22 protein-coding genes are annotated in these 16822 nt (G+C 62.2%); 9 read left to right on the top strand and 13 right to left on the bottom strand.

Annotated elements, in window-relative coordinates; genetic code table 11:
- The first annotated feature begins 3 nt into the window (after positions 1–3).
- From NKF26_RS01150 to NKF26_RS01140, 3 genes are read left to right on the top strand one after another with little or no spacing between them, the layout of a single operon-like run.
- Positions 4–480, top strand: a complete 477-nt coding sequence (locus tag NKF26_RS01150; protein WP_253224906.1) for a Tfx family DNA-binding protein — start codon at positions 4–6, stop codon at positions 478–480.
- Positions 481–502: 22 nt separating this feature from the next.
- Positions 503–1288 carry an SDR family oxidoreductase gene (locus NKF26_RS01145; RefSeq protein WP_253224905.1) on the top strand — a complete coding sequence of 262 codons (786 nt, stop codon included), beginning with the start codon at positions 503–505 and terminating at the stop codon, positions 1286–1288.
- On the top strand, positions 1288–1962 hold the full coding sequence (locus tag NKF26_RS01140) for an ATP-binding protein (protein WP_253224904.1): 675 nt from the start codon (positions 1288–1290) through the stop codon (positions 1960–1962). The genes NKF26_RS01145 and NKF26_RS01140 overlap by 1 nt, the downstream gene beginning before the upstream one ends.
- On the opposite strand, the gene NKF26_RS01135 is transcribed toward NKF26_RS01140, so the two are convergent.
- From NKF26_RS01135 to NKF26_RS01120, 4 genes are all read right to left on the bottom strand, one after another.
- Positions 1959–2228, bottom strand: a complete 270-nt coding sequence (locus NKF26_RS01135; RefSeq protein ID WP_253224903.1) for a hypothetical protein — start codon at positions 2226–2228, stop codon at positions 1959–1961. The two genes, NKF26_RS01140 and NKF26_RS01135, sit on opposite strands and share 4 nt — an antisense overlap.
- A 45-nt stretch (positions 2229–2273) precedes the next feature.
- A complete protein-coding gene (locus NKF26_RS01130; RefSeq protein ID WP_253224902.1) occupies positions 2274–3263 on the bottom strand; it encodes a mannose-1-phosphate guanylyltransferase in 990 nt (329 codons plus the stop codon).
- A 66-nt stretch (positions 3264–3329) separates the two neighbouring features.
- Positions 3330–3932 (bottom strand): HdeD family acid-resistance protein, encoded by a 603-nt coding sequence (locus NKF26_RS01125; RefSeq protein ID WP_253224901.1) that lies wholly within the window; start codon positions 3930–3932, stop codon positions 3330–3332.
- Between the two features lie 272 nt (positions 3933–4204).
- Complete coding sequence (locus tag NKF26_RS01120; RefSeq protein WP_066142338.1) at positions 4205–4504, bottom strand: hypothetical protein; 300 nt, start codon at positions 4502–4504, stop codon at positions 4205–4207.
- A gap of 286 nt (positions 4505–4790) precedes the next feature.
- On the opposite strand from NKF26_RS01120, the gene NKF26_RS01115 reads away from it, so the two are divergent.
- From NKF26_RS01115 to NKF26_RS01105, 3 genes are all read left to right on the top strand, one after another.
- Positions 4791–5720: a replication factor A gene (locus NKF26_RS01115; RefSeq protein ID WP_066140124.1), complete on the top strand. Its 930-nt coding sequence runs from the start codon at positions 4791–4793 to the stop codon at positions 5718–5720.
- 1 nt (position 5721) lies between these two features.
- Positions 5722–6387, top strand: coding sequence for an RPA family protein (locus NKF26_RS01110; protein ID WP_253224900.1), 666 nt, complete (start codon positions 5722–5724; stop codon positions 6385–6387).
- A 124-nt stretch (positions 6388–6511) separates the two neighbouring features.
- Entirely contained in the window at positions 6512–6778 is a 267-nt protein-coding gene (locus NKF26_RS01105; RefSeq protein ID WP_253224899.1) for a hypothetical protein, read from the top strand.
- On the opposite strand, the gene hutH is transcribed toward NKF26_RS01105, so the two are convergent.
- From hutH to hutU, 4 genes are read right to left on the bottom strand one after another with little or no spacing between them, the layout of a single operon-like run.
- Positions 6775–8346, bottom strand: a complete 1572-nt coding sequence (hutH, locus tag NKF26_RS01100) for a histidine ammonia-lyase (RefSeq protein WP_253224898.1) — start codon at positions 8344–8346, stop codon at positions 6775–6777. The genes NKF26_RS01105 and hutH overlap by 4 nt on opposite strands.
- On the bottom strand, positions 8339–9586 hold the full coding sequence (gene hutI / locus NKF26_RS01095) for an imidazolonepropionase (RefSeq protein WP_253224897.1): 1248 nt from the start codon (positions 9584–9586) through the stop codon (positions 8339–8341). The genes hutH and hutI overlap by 8 nt, the downstream gene beginning before the upstream one ends.
- A complete protein-coding gene (gene hutG / locus NKF26_RS01090) occupies positions 9583–10533 on the bottom strand; it encodes a formimidoylglutamase (protein ID WP_253224896.1) in 951 nt (316 codons plus the stop codon). The genes hutI and hutG overlap by 4 nt, the downstream gene beginning before the upstream one ends.
- A complete protein-coding gene (gene hutU, locus NKF26_RS01085) occupies positions 10530–12311 on the bottom strand; it encodes a urocanate hydratase (protein WP_253224895.1) in 1782 nt (593 codons plus the stop codon). Before hutU ends, hutG begins: the two co-directional genes overlap by 4 nt.
- A gap of 89 nt (positions 12312–12400) precedes the next feature.
- Between hutU and NKF26_RS01080 the strand changes: the two genes are divergently transcribed.
- On the top strand, positions 12401–13045 hold the full coding sequence (locus NKF26_RS01080) for a helix-turn-helix domain-containing protein (RefSeq protein ID WP_253233921.1): 645 nt from the start codon (positions 12401–12403) through the stop codon (positions 13043–13045).
- 4 nt (positions 13046–13049) lie between these two features.
- Here NKF26_RS01080 and NKF26_RS01075 read toward each other — a convergent pair whose 3' ends face one another.
- Positions 13050–13430 (bottom strand): mechanosensitive ion channel domain-containing protein, encoded by a 381-nt coding sequence (locus NKF26_RS01075; protein ID WP_253234114.1) that lies wholly within the window; start codon positions 13428–13430, stop codon positions 13050–13052.
- 32 nt (positions 13431–13462) lie between these two features.
- Complete coding sequence (locus NKF26_RS24330) at positions 13463–13846, bottom strand: mechanosensitive ion channel domain-containing protein (RefSeq protein ID WP_253233920.1); 384 nt, start codon at positions 13844–13846, stop codon at positions 13463–13465.
- A gap of 131 nt (positions 13847–13977) precedes the next feature.
- Between NKF26_RS24330 and NKF26_RS01065 the strand changes: the two genes are divergently transcribed.
- On the top strand, positions 13978–14382 hold the full coding sequence (locus NKF26_RS01065) for a CopG family transcriptional regulator (RefSeq protein WP_253224892.1): 405 nt from the start codon (positions 13978–13980) through the stop codon (positions 14380–14382).
- Positions 14383–14388: 6 nt separating this feature from the next.
- On the opposite strand, the gene NKF26_RS01060 is transcribed toward NKF26_RS01065, so the two are convergent.
- Positions 14389–14844, bottom strand: a complete 456-nt coding sequence (locus NKF26_RS01060) for a DUF5814 domain-containing protein (RefSeq protein WP_066140100.1) — start codon at positions 14842–14844, stop codon at positions 14389–14391.
- Between the two features lie 87 nt (positions 14845–14931).
- Here NKF26_RS01060 and NKF26_RS01055 point away from each other — a divergent pair, with 87 nt between their 5' ends.
- Positions 14932–15087, top strand: coding sequence for a hypothetical protein (locus tag NKF26_RS01055; protein ID WP_253224891.1), 156 nt, complete (start codon positions 14932–14934; stop codon positions 15085–15087).
- Between the two features lie 25 nt (positions 15088–15112).
- Here the strand turns inward: NKF26_RS01055 and NKF26_RS01050 are convergent, their stop codons facing one another.
- Both NKF26_RS01050 and NKF26_RS01045 read right to left on the bottom strand, forming a co-directional pair.
- Positions 15113–15955 (bottom strand): polyprenyl synthetase family protein, encoded by an 843-nt coding sequence (locus NKF26_RS01050; RefSeq protein ID WP_253224890.1) that lies wholly within the window; start codon positions 15953–15955, stop codon positions 15113–15115.
- A 42-nt stretch (positions 15956–15997) separates the two neighbouring features.
- The gene (locus NKF26_RS01045; RefSeq protein WP_253224889.1) at positions 15998–16720 is read right to left on the bottom strand and encodes a class I SAM-dependent methyltransferase; all 723 of its coding nucleotides are present in this window, start codon (positions 16718–16720) and stop codon (positions 15998–16000) included.
- Positions 16721–16822: the final 102 nt, after the last annotated feature.

The raw sequence follows: 16822 nt of genomic DNA, 5'->3' as shown, positions 1-16822 counted from the left end.
ACAATGAGTGAGCGACTGGACGTCGATGAGATTCTCCGACGAGCGGGATTCGACGCGGAGACGAGTGTCCTGACACGACGACAAGCGGAAGTGCTGGTGTTCCGTGAGCGGGGCACAGCACAAGCGACCATCGCCGAGCGACTCGGTACTTCGCGTGCGAACGTTTCGAGCATCGAGGGGAGTGCACGGGAGAACATCAGCAAGGCACGCGAGACGGTGGCGTTCGCCGAAGCGCTCCGCGCACCGGTCCGGATCGAAGTCGAACCGGAGAGCGACCTGTACGACGTTCCGTCGTGGGTGTACGAGGCTTGCGACGAAGCGGGAGTGAAGGTGAACCAAGCGGCCCCGGAGCTCATGAAACGGGTGAGCGACGAAGCGGGGGAGGCGGTCAAAGGTCGGACGGTTCGGACGTCCCTCCTCATCGGCGTGACACACGACGGGGAAGTGACGGTTCGGAAATCCGCTCCCGAGGAGTTTTAGCGGTTCGTGCGGATTCGAAAATATGGACCTCGGACTGGAGGGAAACACGGCACTGGTAACGGCGAGTTCGAGCGGTCTCGGCTTGGCGAGCGCGAAGGCGTTGGCGCGGGAAGGAGCCAACGTCGTCATCTGCGCTCGAAGTGAAGAGGGACTGGAGGAGGCGAAAGCCGAAATCGAGGAACTCGGAGGCGGGGACGTGCTCTCGGTTCCGACCGACATCACCGATCCGGACGAAATCGAGGCGCTGATCGAACTGACCGTGGACGAGTTCGGCGGTCTCGATCACCTCGTCACGTCGGCCGGTGGGCCGCCGAGCGGGCCGTTTCTCGACATAACGGAACGCGACTGGTACGCCGCCTACGACTTACTGGTCATGAGCGTCGTCTGGTTGACGAAGCAGGCACACCCGTATCTCGTGGACAGCGATGCGGGAACCGTAGTCAACATCACGTCCACGAGCGTACGGGAAGCGATAGACGGCCTCGTGCTTTCGAACGCAGTTCGACGAGGCGTCATCGGGTTGATGCAGACACAAGCCCGCGAGTTCGCGCCGGATATTCGGGTCAACGCGGTGCTTCCCGGTTCGCACGAAACCCCGCGGATTCGGGAACTCGTGGAACAATCCCTCGAACGTGGCGAGTACGATAGCTACGAGGAGGGACTCGCCGACTGGGCGGACGGTATTCCGATGGAGAGGGTGGGAGACCCGAAGGAACTCGGGGACGTCGTGGCCTTCCTCTCCAGCGACCGGGCGAGTTTCGTGAACGGCGTCGCGTTGCCGATAGACGGCGGAAAACTGCGAAGCTAATGACGGAGGGAAAACTCACTGCAGAGCCGACGACCGTCCTCTCCTGGAGCGGTGGGAAAGATGCTGCCTACGCGCTGTTCGAACTGGGGAAGGTCACGGAGTTACTCACTTCGATCGGGGAGAACGGCCGGAGTAGCATCCACGGCGTCCGTCGGGAGTTGTACGATGCACAGGCCGATGCGCTCGGCGTGCCGATTCGGTACGTCGAACTGCCGATGGACTGTTCGAACGAAGAGTACGAGTCCAGAATGGCGGACCTGATGGCCGAGTACGAGTCACGGGGAATCCAGCGTGTCGCCTTCGCGGACCTCTTTCTCGAAGACATCCGGGAGTATCGAGTGGAACAACTCGCCGGGACGGGGGTCGACGGCTGTTGGCCGGTCTGGAACCCGGATACTGACGAACAGATTCGGGCGTATCTCGACGCCGGATTCGAAGCGACGGTGGTGACGGTCGATGGATCGAAACTCGACCCCTCCTTCGCAGGCCGGGACCTCGACGAGTCGTTCCTCGCCGACTTACCGGACGGCGTAGACCCCTGTGGCGAGAACGGCGAATTTCATACGTTCGTCCGGGATGGACCGATATTCGAGTCAGCCGTCCCGGTCGAGGTCGGGGAAACCGTGACGAAGGAAGTCGGCGACGGCGAGTTCCATTACTGCGATCTGTACTAGGACTCGATCGTCTCGGCGATTTCCTTCGCTTCGTCGCGGGCTTTCTCCTTCCCCGCTTGCTTTTTGATGAGGACGCTTTGGATTTCCCAGTCGTCGCTCCCGCTGCGTCGTCCGGTGCGGACCTCCGCTCCCTCGGAGATGTCCCGTGCGGCGTTGGCGGCCCAGTCGGGTGTGCGAATCGTATCGAATACGTCAGGGTCGCGAAATCGGACGTGGATGTACTCGTCCGCCGTTTCGACCGACTTGATCGATGGTACGTCAGCCATAGCGTCCCGGATACGGGGCGGACCGGCAGAAATCTGACGGCCGGGTCAAAATCGGTTTTCCTCCCGCAGTTTCGCCACGACTTCGCGTACGCGCTGGGAATCCGACTTCGGGACGACCAACACGCGGTCGTCGTAGGCCGCGACGACGAGGTCGTCCACGCCGACGAGGCTCACGTGCTTGTCCCCGGCGACGATGTTTCCCGTCGCGTCGATGGTGAGCGCATCGCCGAGAACGACGTTGTCCCCGTCGCCGAACCGGTCGAACGCGTCCCACGACCCGAGGTCGTCCCACTCGAATTCGGCGGGGACGACGTACGCCTCGTCGGTTCGTTCCATCACGGCGTAATCGACGCTCGTGGATTCGATGCGGTCGAATCCACCCGACGGGTTACCGTCTTCGAGCGCGGTGACGAGGGGTTCAAGCGGCGAGTCACGTGCGGCTTGGAGAAAGGCGTCCGGAGTCCATGCGAACAGACCCGCGTTCCAGTAGAAACCATCCTCGACGAACCGATTCGCCATCGATTCGTCGGGTTTCTCACGAAACTGAACGACGTCAAAGTAGCCGTCGTGTTCGGTTCCGGGTTCGATGTAGCCGTAGCCGGTCGCCGGACGGGTCGGTTCTATCCCGACCGTAACTACCCCCTTCGTTTCGACTGCAACCGACGCGGCACGACGAGCGGTCGTCTCGAAGTCGCCGGTGATGTGGTGGTCGCTCGGCAAGCAGAGAAGAACGCAGTCGCCGACCTGTTCGCGGATTCGATGTGCGGCATAGACGAGTGCTGGCCCGGTATCCTTCGGTTCCGGTTCGATCAAAATCCCGGCTTCGGGTGCGTGGTTTCGCACGAGGTCGGCGTGTTGCTCGGCAGTGCAGACGAAAATCTCGTCGGCGAAGCCTGCCCGACTCACGGTTTGAGAGAGGAGCGAATCGTCCCCGAGAAGGGGGAGAAACTGTTTCGGTCGATCGCTTCGACTCGCGGGGTACAGTCGCGTCCCGGTTCCTCCGGCCATGATGAGCGCGACGAGCGGGCGGTCCATGTTCCGAGCATCGCTCGCTTGTGTCTAAAATCGTCCTATCGAAAACGCGTGGTTAAAAAAGTGTGTTCAGGCTGCGCCGCGGGGTTCGGTCTCCGGAGACGCTCCCTCGCGCGTCTCGGTTCGGGTTCCCTGCGCCATGAACATCATCGAGATGCCGGTGATGAGCAGGTTCACGCCGAAGAGGAGGCCAAGCGCCCACGCCGCGGTGGCAGGCCATCCAACCCAGATGATCGCGGCGATGATCAGGGCGCAGATGCCGCTCACGACGAGTGCTCCCCAGCCACGGTCACCGCGGGACTGGAACGCCATGACGATTTCGAGGACGCCATCGACGACCAGGAACGCGGCCAGCAGGATGGTCAGCGTCGTCAGTCCGATGAGCGGGTTCGCTAGGAGCGAAATGCCCGCAACGGCGTAGATGACCGCGAGGACACCCTGCACGAAGAACCGCTTCCACCCTCCCGAGAAGGCGTGAGCCACGTGCACGAGCGCTCCGACCACCAGCAACGCCCCGAGCAGAATCGACAACGAAACCCCAGCAGCGAACGGCGCTAAGATGGCGAGGACGCCGATTACGGCGATAATCGCCCCTGCCCCCATCGAAGCACGCCACGATCGCTTGGTGGTGTCCGAAACTATCTCCCCACTGCTTTGTACTTCTGTGCTCATTTGATTTTCACCAATCACGTATTCGCCAGCCAAGGATATAAGTTGTGTTGGTTATTTGAAGAAAGTTCCAAGAGTCAGACCGTTTTCCCGAGATTTAAAGAGGTAGAGACGTTCAGAAGCCGAAGGCAGAATTTGGAGAACATAACAGACATCATATTTGTACGACAATCAGCCCATTGTACTGAGCCTCGGACTGGCCGTTTTTTCGGACTAACAGGCTAGATTTCCGTCAGGATAGTGTAGAAGAGCGGGAAATTCGACGTTCGACACCATCACCACGTTTCGACGGTTCCTTCGCGGATGTCCTCAAGACAACCCCGACACGCGGGGTGGTCGGGGTCGAAGCACTTCGGTCGTCCCTCCTTATCGATCGGTGTGGCCCGTTTATCGACGTGTCGTCGGCAGACGATTTTCGCTCGCCCGTGTTCGTCCCGCGGCAGGTCGGCGAGAACGGTATCGTGGGCGTTTCGGTACGCTTCCTTGGCCTGGCTCAGTTGGTGGTCCGCGGATTGGCGGGCCTCGGCGTACTTCTTGCCGACGTTTCGGAGGAAACGGTCGAAGCGGTCGTCCATATATTTCATTTGGGCAAGCGGGTTCAAATGTTGATTGGTGGAGCGAACCGCCATTGGCAATGGATTTCGAATTCGATCTACCGGACACCGAACAACTGTGTGGATTGTCGCGTGCGTTGAATCCTCATCCGTTACTTCAGTGGCGTTCGGGGACACAGGTTCGACGGTGACAGTAACGGTCGAAGCGTTCACTTTTCACTTCCGCTCTGCCCGCGTAACCTTTTATACCATCCCGCACCAACCACGGTATGTCTCCCATAGAAAAAGAAGTGGAGACGGAGCAACCATGACCGATGTGCGACAGCACGCAGAAGAAATTCACGAACAGTTCTCCGACCATCTGGACGTAACCGTTGACGACGTAGCCTCGCGTCTCGACAGTCTCGTCAACGAGTACAAAGTGCCCATGGAAGAGGCACGGCGAAGCGTCACCAGCCATTATCTGGACGAGGCTGGCCTCGAACGCGACGAGATTCGAACCGGCGGCACCAGCGACGTGCACGTCGAGGACATCGAAACCGACGAGCAGTGGGTGGACCTCACCGCGAAGGTCGTCGACCTCTGGGACCCCCGGAGCGATTCCGTGGGCCAAGTCGGACTCCTCGGCGACGAGACGGGCACCATCAAGTTCACCAAGTGGGCCAAATCCGACCTCCCCGAACTCGAAGAGGGGAAGGTCTACAAACTCGGCAACATGGTCACGGACGAGTACCAGGGCCGCTACTCGGTGAAACTCAACCGTACGACCACCATCGAGGAACTCGACACCGACATCGAAGTCGGCGACAACAGCACCGAGATGGAGGGTGCACTGGTGGACATCCAGTCCGGCAGTGGCCTCATCAAACGCTGTCCCAAAGAGGACTGCACGCGCGTCCTCCAGAACGGCCGTTGTTCGGAACACGGCGAGCAGGACGGCGAGTTCGACCTCCGAATCAAGGGCGTCTTGGACGACGGCCTCGACGTTCACGAGGTCATCTTCAACGAGGAGGCGACCGAGAACCTGACCGGCATCGAACTGGAGGAGGCCAAGCAGATGGCGATGGACGCACTCGACACCACCGTCGTGGCCGACGAAATGCGTGAGATGACGCTCGGCCACTACTACCGCGTGACGGGACCGACGATGGGTCGGTACCTATTGGCGAACGACGTCGAACTGCTCTCCGGACCAGTGGATGCGGAAGCGGCGCTTACCAAAGCGAGGTCGATGTAACATGAGTGGCGCACCAACACGAGAAGTCGCACGCCGCACCTTCGCGGCGGAGTTCAACGACGCGAATTACACGTTCAAGGAATCGGACGACGAGCGCGCACCGGTCTACTTGCTCCTCCCCACGGGCGAGCGAGCGAACCGAGTCTTCGTCGTCGGAACCCTCACCGAAAAAGAGGACGTCGGCGAGGACAGCGAATACTGGCGTGGACGAGTCGTGGACCCGAACGGGGACACGTTCTTCGTCTACGCGGGGCAGTACCAACCCGACGCCGCGGCCATGCTTCGAGAACTCGAAGCACCGGCCTATGTCTCCATCGCCGGGAAGCCCCGGACGTTCGAGATGGACGACGGAACGGTGAACGTCTCGCTTCGCCCCGAATCCATCACCGTGGTGGACGAATCGACGCGGGACCGCTGGGTGGTCGAAACCGCCGAGCGGACGCTCGAACGCATCGAAACGTTCGACGACGAGACGAACCGCTACGCGACGATGGCGAAAGAGCAGTACGAGCGACCCATCGACACGTACCGCGACAACGCGATTCAGGCGCTCGAAAGCCTGGATACCGGCGGCGCGAGTGGCGGAAACGACGACGGTGCCAACGATGAAAGCACCAGCGACGACGCCGGTGAGGTAGCGGGCGACAACGAACCGCCGATGCAGTAGCGCGGCGGGGAGTCCTCACCGAAACAACGCGGACAGTATCAATATTTCAGCGGTCGTCGGTCGTGCAGATACAGTCGAACAGCGCCGGGTATCGATATCGACTACACGCACACGGAATCAAATCATGCCTGACGAGCGAACTTCACCCAGCGGGGATTGGCAGGAGGTGTACGCGGAGATGGGAGCGGACACCTCGGTGGAGGGACCAGTCCATCCGTGCCCCAACTGTCGGCGAGAATCGACGCCCGTCTTTCGTCGCGTATTCGAATGTGAGGAACACGGGGTCTGGACGCTCGATAAGGAGGGGAATCCCCGTCACGGAACCAAGACCGAAGCCCGAATCGAGCCGGAAGAGACGGAGGGAGATTCGGGCGGAACGACGGCCGATTAATCCAGTGGCTCGGGGAGCGCGTCGTCCACGCGCTCGTCGAGTAATCCGGACCAGATCAGCGTCTCGGCGGCGGCAATATCCTCGTGGATGGGTCGGTCTTCGGTGAGCGGCGGCACGACTTCACGAACGGCATCGTAGGCCGCGCCGGTGCCGACGCCGTGTGAGAGGCCATCGGAGACGAATTCCGCGGCTTGAGCGCCGCAGACGAGTTCGATGCCGACGATGGAGAGCGTGTTCGCCACGGCACGGCGCGCGTTGTACGCGCTCTGGGCGCTCATGCTGACGTGGTCCTCCTGATTGCCGCTGACGGGCGTGTTGTCCATCGACGCGCGGCCAATGGAGCGGTTCTCGTTCAACAGCGCGGCGGCGGTGTACTGGGCGATCATGTAGCCCGAACGCAGGCCGCTGTGTTCGGTGAGGAACGGCGGGAGATGCGGTTCCTGAATGTTCGGGTTGAGCATGCGGTCCACTCGACGCTCCGAGATGGCCGCGAGTTCCGTGACGGCGTTCGTCAGGTAGTCGAGCGGAAGCGCGAGTGGGTCACCGTGGAAGTTTCCACCGGAAAGCACCGCGGCGTCGCCCGCACCGCTCGCGCGGCTATGCACGCTGTCGGCCGGGAAGATGAGCGGGTTGTCTGTCGCGCTGTTGAGTTCGATTTCGACGGCCGAACGCAGATGGGCGACGGCGTCCCGAACCGCGCCGTGAACCTGCGGCATGCAGCGAATCGAGTAGGCGTCCTGCACCCGGTCGCAGTTGCGGTGGGATTCGACGATTTCGGAACCCTCGGTGAGGCGCTTGATGTTCCGTGCCGTCTTCGCGTGGCCGTCGTGCGGGCGAACGTCGGCGATGACGTGGTCCGCGGAGGCGGTCGTTCCCATCGTCACCTCGGTCGTGAGCGCCCCGGCGACGTCCGCCGCACGGATCGCCCGTTCGGTGTCGAGCACTGCGAGCGCGGCGAGGCCGACCGAAAGCTGGGTACCGTTGATGAGCGCCAGGCCTTCCTTCGCCGCGAGGGTTATGGGCTCCAATTCGGCGGTTTCGAGCGCGTCCGCGCCGTCCAGTTTCTCACCGTCAACGGTCGCGGTTCCCTCGCCCATGATGACCAACGCGAGGTGCGCGAGCGGCGCGAGGTCGCCGCTCGCGCCGAGGCTCCCGCGGGATTTGACGACCGGGTGAATTCCCTCGTTCAACATCGTGACGAGTTGGTCCACGACGATTTCGCGGATGCCGGAATAACCCTTGACGAGGGCGTTGACGCGGCCGAGCATCATGGCTCGCACTTCCTCGCGGGTCAGTTCGCGGCCCGCTCCGGCGGCGTGGCTTCGAATGAGGTTCGTCTGGAGCGTCTCGATATCTTCTGGGGGAATCCGCTCGTCCACGAGTTCGCCGAAACCGGTGTTGACGCCGTAGACGGCTTCGCCGCTCTCGACGACCTCTTCGACGCGTTTTCGTGCGGTACGAACTCGTTCTCTCGCGTCTTCGGGGACGAATACGGTCGCGTCGTCGCGTGCGACACGTTCCACGTCCTCGGGCGTCAGCGATTCGCCGTCGATTTCGATTTCACTCATGATGGACCACCTCGCCGCCCTTCAGCACCGTTTCGACGGTGTTCACGCCGTAGTTGTAGGGAACGTGAACGTAGTTCGGCGCGTCGACGACGGCGATGTCGGCGGGCGTTCCGGGTTGGAGCGTGCCTGCTCCGTCCTGCATGTCGAGCGCCATCGCGGCGTGTTTCGTCCCCGCCACCAGCGCCTCGGCGGGCGTCATCCCCATCTCGACGCAAGCGAGCGACGTGGCGAAGCCCATGCTCTGGGAGTGGCAGTTCGGGTTGAAGTCGGTCGCAATCGCCACCGGTGCGCCCGCATCGAGGAACGCCCTCGCGTCGGCGAACTCGGCACCGAGACCGAACGCGGTGCCGGGAAGCAGGACGGGGACCACTTCCGCTGCCGTCAGCGCGTCGATGTCCTCTTCCGTTGCATACAGGAGGTGGTCCGCGCTCGTCGCGCCGAGTTTCGCGGCGAGTTGTGACCCGCCGATGTGCGCGAGTTCCTCGGCGTGGATTTTCGGCGTCAGGCCGTACTCCTCGCCGGTTTTCAGCACGCGGCGGGACTGCGGGACGGTGAAGACGCCTTCCTCGCAGAACACGTCGCAGAACTCCGCGATGCCCTGCTCCGCGACGGCCGGAATCTGTTCGTCCACGACTTCGTCCACGTAGTCGTCCGCGTCCCGGCCTTCCGGAATCGCGTGTGCGCCCATGAACGTCGGGACGACATCGACGGGGTGGCGGTCGTCGGCCCGTGCGATCACGTCGAGCATTCGAAGTTCGGTTTTCGTGTCGAGTCCGTACCCGGATTTCACCTCGACGGTCGTGGTTCCGTGGGCGAGCATCGTGTCGAGATGCGAGAGCAGGTTCGACAGCAGTCGCTCGTCGCTGGCCTCGCGCGTGGCGCGAACGGTTCGCAGGATACCGCCGCCGTCGGCGAGGATTTCTTGATACGTCTTGCCCTGTAGTTTCGCCTCGAATTCGTCCGAGCGGTCGCCAGCAAACAGCGCGTGGGTGTGGGGATCGACGAACCCCGGAATCGCGGTTTTGCCGCTCGCATCGACCGCATAGGTTGCGTTCTCCGGCGGGTATTCGCGGGTGACTGGCCCGTTCGCACCGATGCGTGCGACTTCGCCGTCTATCGCGGCGAGTGCGGCGTCCTCGTAAATCCCGAGGGAACCGTCCTCCTCGATGGTGACGATCTGTTTCGCGTCGTGGACGACTGCCGTGACCTCGTTTTCGTCGGATCGTGATGAGTCGGTCATTTGCCACCTCCGTACGTTGAAAGGAAGTGTGCGATCGCTCGTGCACCGGCCTTCACCGTCAGTTCGTCGTGGTCGAGCGACGGGGCACATTCCACGACTTCGAATCCGGCGACCCGGTCGTCGGCCGCGACGAGGCGGAGCATCCGGAACAGTTCTCGGGTGGAAATCCCGCCCGGCGTCGGAGCGCTGACGCCGGGTGCAAACGCGGCGTCGAGCACGTCCACGTCGACGCTGACGTAGATGGCGTCCACGTCGCTCATCGAATCCAGCGCGGTGTCGATGGCGGAAACCGAATCATCGCCGACCTCTTCGGCCGTGACGATTGCTCCCCCGCATTCGCGGACGTAATCGGCGTACGCCGAACTCGTCTCGAAATGTCGCGCGCCGACACAGGCGTAGGAATCGAGACCGGCATCGAACAACTGACGGTACGGAGTACCGCTGGTCGGATCGTCGCGCACCTCGCGCACGTCGAGGTGCGCGTCGAAGTTGATGACGCCGAGCGAGCCGTCTTCGAGGAGTGGTGCGGCGTTCGGATACGTGAACGAGTTGTCCCCGCCGAGGAAGACGGGCAACGTATCGGCATCGTGGAGTCGCTTCGCGAGGACGCCAGCCTTCCGCTGAAGCAACTCGGTGGTGACTTTCACACCCTCGTCGTCGAGCATGAGCATCACGTCGCCAACGTCGCCGACCGACTCGACCGGTCCGGCATCGAAGTGGTGGGTTTTCACGCCCGCGAGAGTCTCGCGGAGCGCCGCCGGGCCGTCCACCGCACCTTTGCGGCCGATGACGGCGTGGTCGAACGGTTCGCCGAGCAGCACCGCGTCGTACTGGGCGAGCACGTCGTCGTCCAGTTCTTCGATGGGTTCCACGATGTCGCCGAACTGCTCGTCGTTCGGGTCGGCGGAAGTCCCGCGCCATTCGGACGGTGGGTTCAATCCGGTCATGTCCGATCACGCATCGGAACCGCGACGTTCGATTTCTCGGCCTGTTCGAGCGCTTCGTCGTAGCCCGCGTCGGCGTGGCGAATGACGCCCATTCCGGGGTCGGTCGTGAAGACGCGACGGGCCTTTTCGGCCGCGAGGTCCGAACCGTCGAGCACGACGTGGTTGTTCGCGTGGAGCGCGTTGCCGATGCCGACGCCGCCGCCGTCGTGGACGGAGACGATGTCCGCGCCCGCCGCGCAGTTCAGCAGAGCGTTCAGAATCGGCCAGTCGGCGACGGCGTCGGAGCCGTCGCGCATGGCCTCCGTTTCGCGGTTGGGACTGGCGACCGACCCCGCGTCGAGGTGGTCGCGGGTGACGACGATGGGGGCCTCGATTTCGCCGTCCGCGACGAGTTCGTTGATGCGGAGGGCGAAGCGGGCGCGTTCGGTAAGGCCGTCGTCGTCGCCTTCGGCGGCAGAGCCGCCTCCGTTTCGATGCTCTTTTGGAGCATCGCTCGTTGCATAGCCCAACCAACAAACCCGCGAGGGAAGCCCCTGAAACTCGACCTCCTCCCGTGCGAGGTCGATCCAGCGGTGGAGTTGCTCCTTTTCAGGGAACAGTTCCACGACGGCCTCGTCGGTTCGGTGGATGTCGTCCGGGTTGCCCGAGAGCGCGGCCCAGCGGAACGGCCCCTTGCCCTGGCAGAACAGCGGACGGATGTAAGCGGGGACAAATCCGGGGAAGTCGAACGCGTGCTGCATGTCCCGGTGTTCTTTCACCTGCCCGCGGATGTTGTTGCCGTACTCGAAGGCGACCGCACCCGCGTCCTGAATGTCGAGGATACCCTGCACGTGACGGGCCATCGTGTCGAGACTCTCCTCGACGTACTTTTCGGCATCCTCATCACGGAGTTCGTCGGCCTCCGCGACAGTGTACCCGGACGGGTAGTAGCCCTCCAGTTCGTCGTGAGCGCTCGTCTGGTCGGTGATGACGTCGGGGACGAACTCCCGTTCCAGCATCCCTTCCAGCATGTCGGCCGCGTTGATGTGAACGCCGACGGAGTACGGTTCTCCGGCCTCCGCGGCGTCCTTTGCTTTCTCGATGGCTTCGTCCAAATCGTCCGTCTTCTCCATGCAATAGCCGGTCTCGATGCGGCGGTCGATTCGGTGCTCGTCCACTTCGGCGGCGATGCAGACGCCGTGGTTCATCGTCACGGCGAGCGGTTGGGCACCGCCCATGCCACCGAGTCCGCCCGTGACGACGATTTTACCGGTGAGGTCGCCGTCGTAGTGTTCGTCCGCGAGCGCGGCCAACGTCTCGTAGGTGCCCTGAATGATGCCCTGCGTGCCGATGTACGCCCACGACCCGGCGGTCATCTGGCCGTACATGATTAGGCCCTTGGCTTCGAGTTCGTGGAAGTGCTCCCAGTCGTCCCACTTGCCGACGATGTTGGAGTTGGCGATGAGAACGCGCGGCGCGCGTTCGTGCGTCGTGAACCGTCCGACGGGTTTCCCGGACTGAACCAGCAACGTTTCGTCGTCGTCCAGTTCGCGCAGTTCGGCCATGATGGCGTCGTAGGCGTCCCATGAACGGGCCGCCCGCCCCGTCCCGCCGTAGACGACGAGTTCCTCCGGTTTCTCGCCGACGTCCGGGTCAAGGTTGTTGTTCAGCATGCGGAGGGCCGCCTCCTGTCGCCATCCCCTACATTCGATGTCCGTTCCGGTCGGCGCGCCCTGATATTCGCGCCACTGTGCGCTCGGTTCGCCGATGTCGTGGTCGGCTTCCGTTCCTTCGTTCATTATGTATTGTAGTATGCACGCGAGGCGCAAATACCCAAGCCCCCGCTTACGGAGGGTTCTTTAAGTATATTCGGCGAAAATTGGGAGTGATGTACGAGGTGACGATGCGGATCGAACAGCCAAGCGTTCCGGCAGAAGCCACCGCCGGAACCGAGACGACCGTCGAGTTGTGGTGCAACGACCACTGCGACCTGTTGCACGTCAGCGGTCCCGACGGAGAAGCCACGTTGGATCACATCGAGCTACTCGTCGGGGTCCAAGAGCTACTGGTCGAAGGTGACGAACGACTGGCGATGACCGAGACGTGTCTGAAAGACCACGAGCGGGATACCGTCGAATCATTTCTCGCTCGCCACAACTGCCTGCTCGTCCCGCCGCTTCGGTACCTCGACGGCGAGAAGTGGTGTCGGATCCTGTCGCTCGATTCGTCGAACCTGACCGCGCTGTATCGTGACCTCGTGACCGAGTTTCCCGTGACCATCGAAGCCAAGCGAGAAATCACGGCGGTATCAGCCGAGAGGCCGCTCCTCACGCCCGAAACGTCGCTTCCGAGTCTCTCGCCCCGTCAGCAGGAGGCACTGATACTGGCGGTCGAGATGGGATACTACCGGATTCCACGCGAAACGACGACGGCCGAAATCGCGGACGAGATGGGCGTGGAACGACGGACGCTGGAGGAGCACCTTCGACGGGCGGAGAACAAACTCATCGGCGGAATGGCGTCGTTCTACTGAGCTCTCATCCCGCCAGCGCGATTCCCGCCTCGTCGAACCGCCGATTGACTCGGCGGAAAAACTTCGAGCGGGCCGCCACGAACTCCGCGTGTGTCGGGTCGTCTATCCAGAACGAGACTTCGACGGTGAGCCGTGAGTCGTTCATATCCGTGACGTGGACGGAGGGTGCCGGGTCGTCCATGATGTCGCCGTGACGGTCGGCTTCCTCCAAGAGAATGGCATCCACCGCATCGACGTCCACGTCGTAGGCGAGGGGGAACTCGTGGTGAACGCGAAGCGTGTCACCCGCGACGGGGTTCTTCACGGCGTTGGTCGTGAGGACGGAGTTCGGCACCGTGATGAGTTCGTTGTCGAAGGTACGCACGCGGGTCACTCGAAAGGTGATATCCTCGATAACGCCTTCGTTTTCGGACCACGCTATCCAATCGCCGATGTTGAATCGTGGGTCGTGACGATGAAGACGCCACCGACGAAGTTCGCAGCGATATCGCGGGTTGCAAACCCGACCGCGATGGTCAGTGCGGCCGCGAGCGTCGCGGATGCACCGAAAACGTCCACACCCGCGAGGTCGAGCGCGAGGAGTATCCCTGCGAACCAGATCACCGCACGAACGACGCGCAGTATCGCACCGCGGATGGTGCGATTGACACTTCGAACCCGGAGCATTCGTTCGACGAGCGGTTCCAGTACGACCCGACCGATGAGATAGAAGATAGCGAGCGAGATGGTGAATATCACTGCACTCCAGAAGTACTGCGGAAGTTTGTCCAGTAAGGCCGCGTTCTCGAGGGTGTTCCCCACTGGTCCACCCAATTGTCCGACGGGATGTTCCGACATATCGGATCATGAGGAACGACGCTTATCTCATGGTTACGGCCGTGTGGATGTCTGACAAAAGGTTAAATACCCTTACAACACTAATCTACACTGAGATGGGCAACAAAAACAAGACGATTTCCTTCAGGGTCAACGAGGACGCGTTCGAGACCCTGCGGGATATCGCCGAAAAGCGCGACATCTCGCTGTCGGCAGTGTTCCGCGATTACGTGGACCTGCTGGTCGCCCATGACGGAAAAGTCAAAGTCGTTCCCGAAAACCAGATCGGCGAGACGACCAACGAGGAGTCGTTCCCGCCGAAAATCGAGGTTCCGAAGAGCTTCGTTCGGGAACACGAACGTCTCGAACTGGAGGCGGAACACCTCCGCGAGCAACTTCAGGAACACAAGGAGTACGTCCGCCATCTCCAGACGATGGTGGACGACGAGGAAGAGGAGGTCATTCAGCTCGAAGAGTTGGACGACGAGATGGAGAACGACGAACCGTTTCGACTGGGATAACCGGGATTAGCCCGACAGCGACCGTTTCTTCTGGCGCGAGCGCTCCGACATCGAGCCGTCGCCCTCCACGTTGGCGAGTTCCTCGATGGCTTCGAGTGTCCGGACCGAGTCATCCAAGAACGACAGCACGTCGCCCGGATACGCGTACACCAGATAATCGTCGGTCATCACGTCAACGATGGCGTCCGGTCCGAGGCCACCCTCGCGCAGTTCGAGCAGGTACTGCATGAACTTCCGCTCCGGACAGCCACAGTACGGATTGCTCTGGCAGTCACAGTCCAGGAAGTCCTCGGCGAAGTCGAGCACGCGGTCCCGCGTCGCCTCGTCGAGTTTCTGGAGGCCCTCGCCCTGAAACAGGATATCGAGGGTCGCGCCCTTGAACGCCCCTTTCGGGATGTTCGTATCCAACTGCGAGGAGATCTGGCGATGGTTTTTGACGTAGATTTTGTCCGTGATAGCCACGCTTGTCGGGAACTATTCGGTTCCGCCGGATAAGCGTGTCGTCAACGGAAACGAAAGACAGGAGATATCGCACCGAGAGCGATTGCGATGAAAACGGAGAACGCGACAACAATTGCTAGGGAAAATGACCGCAACCGCATGCGGGCGGGCGGCCGAGCGGTTCCGGCCGCCCGCCCTTGCTCGCGGTTTTACCGTTCGCTGGCTCGGGTGCACGAACCGCGCATCCTGAAAGCGGGTGCGTAAATTCGATTCTGAGAGAAAAGTCGTCTCAGTGTTCCCGTGTGACGACGAACTGCGCGAAATCACGGAGGTAGTCCAGCGCAGCAGAATCGGGGGCGTCGACCCTGTCGAGGGCGGCCAGCGCGGCTTCGGACTGTTCGTGGGCGAGTTCGTTCGCCTCGTCGGCGCTGAGGTCGGTCACCTGCACGATGGATGGACGACCGATTTCCTCGTCCTGTCCGGTCGGCTTGCCGAGGTCGTCGGGGTCGGCCGTCGCGTCGAGCACGTCATCGCGGATCTGGAAGGCGATACCGACGCGTTCCGCATATTCGCCGAACGCATCGACCGTTTCGGGGTCGGCGTCGGCCGCCAAGGCTCCGAGCGCGGCGGCGGCGCGGAACAACGCACCGGTCTTTCGGCGGGCGAGTTCCATGTATTCGGGCTGGTTCGACGGCGTGGCGACGAGTTCCGAGGCTTCGCCCATACCGAGTTCGATCATCGATTCGGCGACGACCTCCATTGCACGTGGATCGGAGGAGAACAACTCGAACGCTTCGCCGAGCATCCCGTCACTGGCGATGATGGCCGGGCCGTAACCGTACTCCGCCCACGCGCTTTCGGTGCCGCGGCGCACGTCCGAGCGGTCGATGATGTCGTCCACGACGAGCGACGCGTCGTGAACGAGTTCGATACCGACGCCGAAATCGACGGCGTCCTCGGCGTCGCCACCCGCTGCTTCACAGACGAGCATGGCGACGGTCGGCCGGACCCGTTTCCCCCCCGAGAGTGCCGTGTGGGCCAATTGCTCCGACAGTTCACGTGGTTCGACCCGCTCTACGACCTCCTCCAACCGGTCTTCGACGAGCGTCCTGCGGGCCATCAGGTACTCCATTCGTCTGTGCTTCAGGACGGGGGACGCAAATACGTGACGGGTTCAGTCGGCTGTCATCACGGCACGGACCGACAAAAACGTCGGTTCACGGGACACCCGCTCGAACGTTTCGGGGGATTTCTCGCGGAATTTCTCCGTCGGTTGACTCTCCGCGATACCGTCGAGACGAAAGCGGGCGTTCAGCAGGGGGGTCAGTATCGCCGCCAGCGGTCGGCGATAGGTGGAGACCTCCACCGGGTCGCCGAAACTCGTCCACTCGTCGCTCACCATCTCGGTCTCGAAGTAATCGTCCGGGTCGAAGTACAACGTATCCGCGACCGGATGCCCACACGAGAACACGAGAATTCCATGGGGTCGGAGGACGCGACCCAGTTCGGAAAACAGCGACTCCCAATCCTCGACGTAGTCGAACGCCAACGAACTGTACACGAGGTCGAACCGGTTCGACTCGAAGGGAAGGGGTTCGCCGAAATCCGCTCGAAGAAATCGCCCCGCGTGGGCACGCTCCCGTGCGTGAGCGAGCATTTTGGGGCTTACGTCGATTCCGGTGACGCTCGCTCCGCGTTCGAGCAGATGCTCCGCCGTGATACCCGGACCACAACCAGCGTCCAGTACGTCGAAACCCTCGATGTCGGGAAGCAATCCCAGCGTCGTCGGGCGTTCGAGGTCGGCGTTGAACGGCTTCGTCGGTGCCCGTTTGGCGTACTCGTCAGCCAGTTTCTCGTACGTGGGAAGGGCCAACGGTCGCTCTTGCTCGTCGGTCATACCCGTTCCTCCGCGAGTGAGGTGAAAAGTTCGCTGGTCGGAACGACGATTCGAATCGACAAGTCGTATCGTTCATGACATACGTTAACAGCTATCGCGAGG

The sequence above is a fragment of the Haladaptatus sp. AB618 genome (assembly GCF_024136965.1).
Taxonomy (GTDB): Archaea; Halobacteriota; Halobacteria; order Halobacteriales; family Haladaptataceae; genus Haladaptatus.
The sequence above is the reverse complement of the archived record's forward strand: the minus strand, read 5'-3'. Positions and strand labels throughout refer to the sequence as shown.

What these genes read in the sequence shown, in the direction of transcription:
- hutU (WP_253224895.1), bottom strand. Translation starts at nt 12,311, where the DNA reads ATGAACGAAGGAACGGAAGCCGACCACGACATCGGCGAACCGAGCGCA.
- NKF26_RS01130 (WP_253224902.1), bottom strand. Translation starts at nt 3,263, where the DNA reads ATGGACCGCCCGCTCGTCGCGCTCATCATGGCCGGAGGAACCGGGACG.
- NKF26_RS01150 (WP_253224906.1), top strand. Translation starts at nt 4, where the DNA reads ATGAGTGAGCGACTGGACGTCGATGAGATTCTCCGACGAGCGGGATTC.
- hutI (WP_253224897.1), bottom strand. Translation starts at nt 9,586, where the DNA reads ATGACCGACTCATCACGATCCGACGAAAACGAGGTCACGGCAGTCGTC.
- NKF26_RS01045 (WP_253224889.1), bottom strand. Translation starts at nt 16,720, where the DNA reads ATGACCGACGAGCAAGAGCGACCGTTGGCCCTTCCCACGTACGAGAAA.
- NKF26_RS01055 (WP_253224891.1), top strand. Translation starts at nt 14,932, where the DNA reads ATGAAAACGGAGAACGCGACAACAATTGCTAGGGAAAATGACCGCAAC.
- NKF26_RS01065 (WP_253224892.1), top strand. Translation starts at nt 13,978, where the DNA reads ATGGGCAACAAAAACAAGACGATTTCCTTCAGGGTCAACGAGGACGCG.
- hutH (WP_253224898.1), bottom strand. Translation starts at nt 8,346, where the DNA reads ATGAGTGAAATCGAAATCGACGGCGAATCGCTGACGCCCGAGGACGTG.
- NKF26_RS01105 (WP_253224899.1), top strand. Translation starts at nt 6,512, where the DNA reads ATGCCTGACGAGCGAACTTCACCCAGCGGGGATTGGCAGGAGGTGTAC.
- NKF26_RS01115 (WP_066140124.1), top strand. Translation starts at nt 4,791, where the DNA reads ATGACCGATGTGCGACAGCACGCAGAAGAAATTCACGAACAGTTCTCC.
- NKF26_RS01120 (WP_066142338.1), bottom strand. Translation starts at nt 4,504, where the DNA reads ATGGACGACCGCTTCGACCGTTTCCTCCGAAACGTCGGCAAGAAGTAC.
- NKF26_RS01135 (WP_253224903.1), bottom strand. Translation starts at nt 2,228, where the DNA reads ATGGCTGACGTACCATCGATCAAGTCGGTCGAAACGGCGGACGAGTAC.
- NKF26_RS01080 (WP_253233921.1), top strand. Translation starts at nt 12,401, where the DNA reads ATGTACGAGGTGACGATGCGGATCGAACAGCCAAGCGTTCCGGCAGAA.
- NKF26_RS01140 (WP_253224904.1), top strand. Translation starts at nt 1,288, where the DNA reads ATGACGGAGGGAAAACTCACTGCAGAGCCGACGACCGTCCTCTCCTGG.
- hutG (WP_253224896.1), bottom strand. Translation starts at nt 10,533, where the DNA reads ATGACCGGATTGAACCCACCGTCCGAATGGCGCGGGACTTCCGCCGAC.
- NKF26_RS01125 (WP_253224901.1), bottom strand. Translation starts at nt 3,932, where the DNA reads ATGAGCACAGAAGTACAAAGCAGTGGGGAGATAGTTTCGGACACCACC.
- NKF26_RS01145 (WP_253224905.1), top strand. Translation starts at nt 503, where the DNA reads ATGGACCTCGGACTGGAGGGAAACACGGCACTGGTAACGGCGAGTTCG.
- NKF26_RS01110 (WP_253224900.1), top strand. Translation starts at nt 5,722, where the DNA reads ATGAGTGGCGCACCAACACGAGAAGTCGCACGCCGCACCTTCGCGGCG.
- NKF26_RS01050 (WP_253224890.1), bottom strand. Translation starts at nt 15,955, where the DNA reads ATGGAGTACCTGATGGCCCGCAGGACGCTCGTCGAAGACCGGTTGGAG.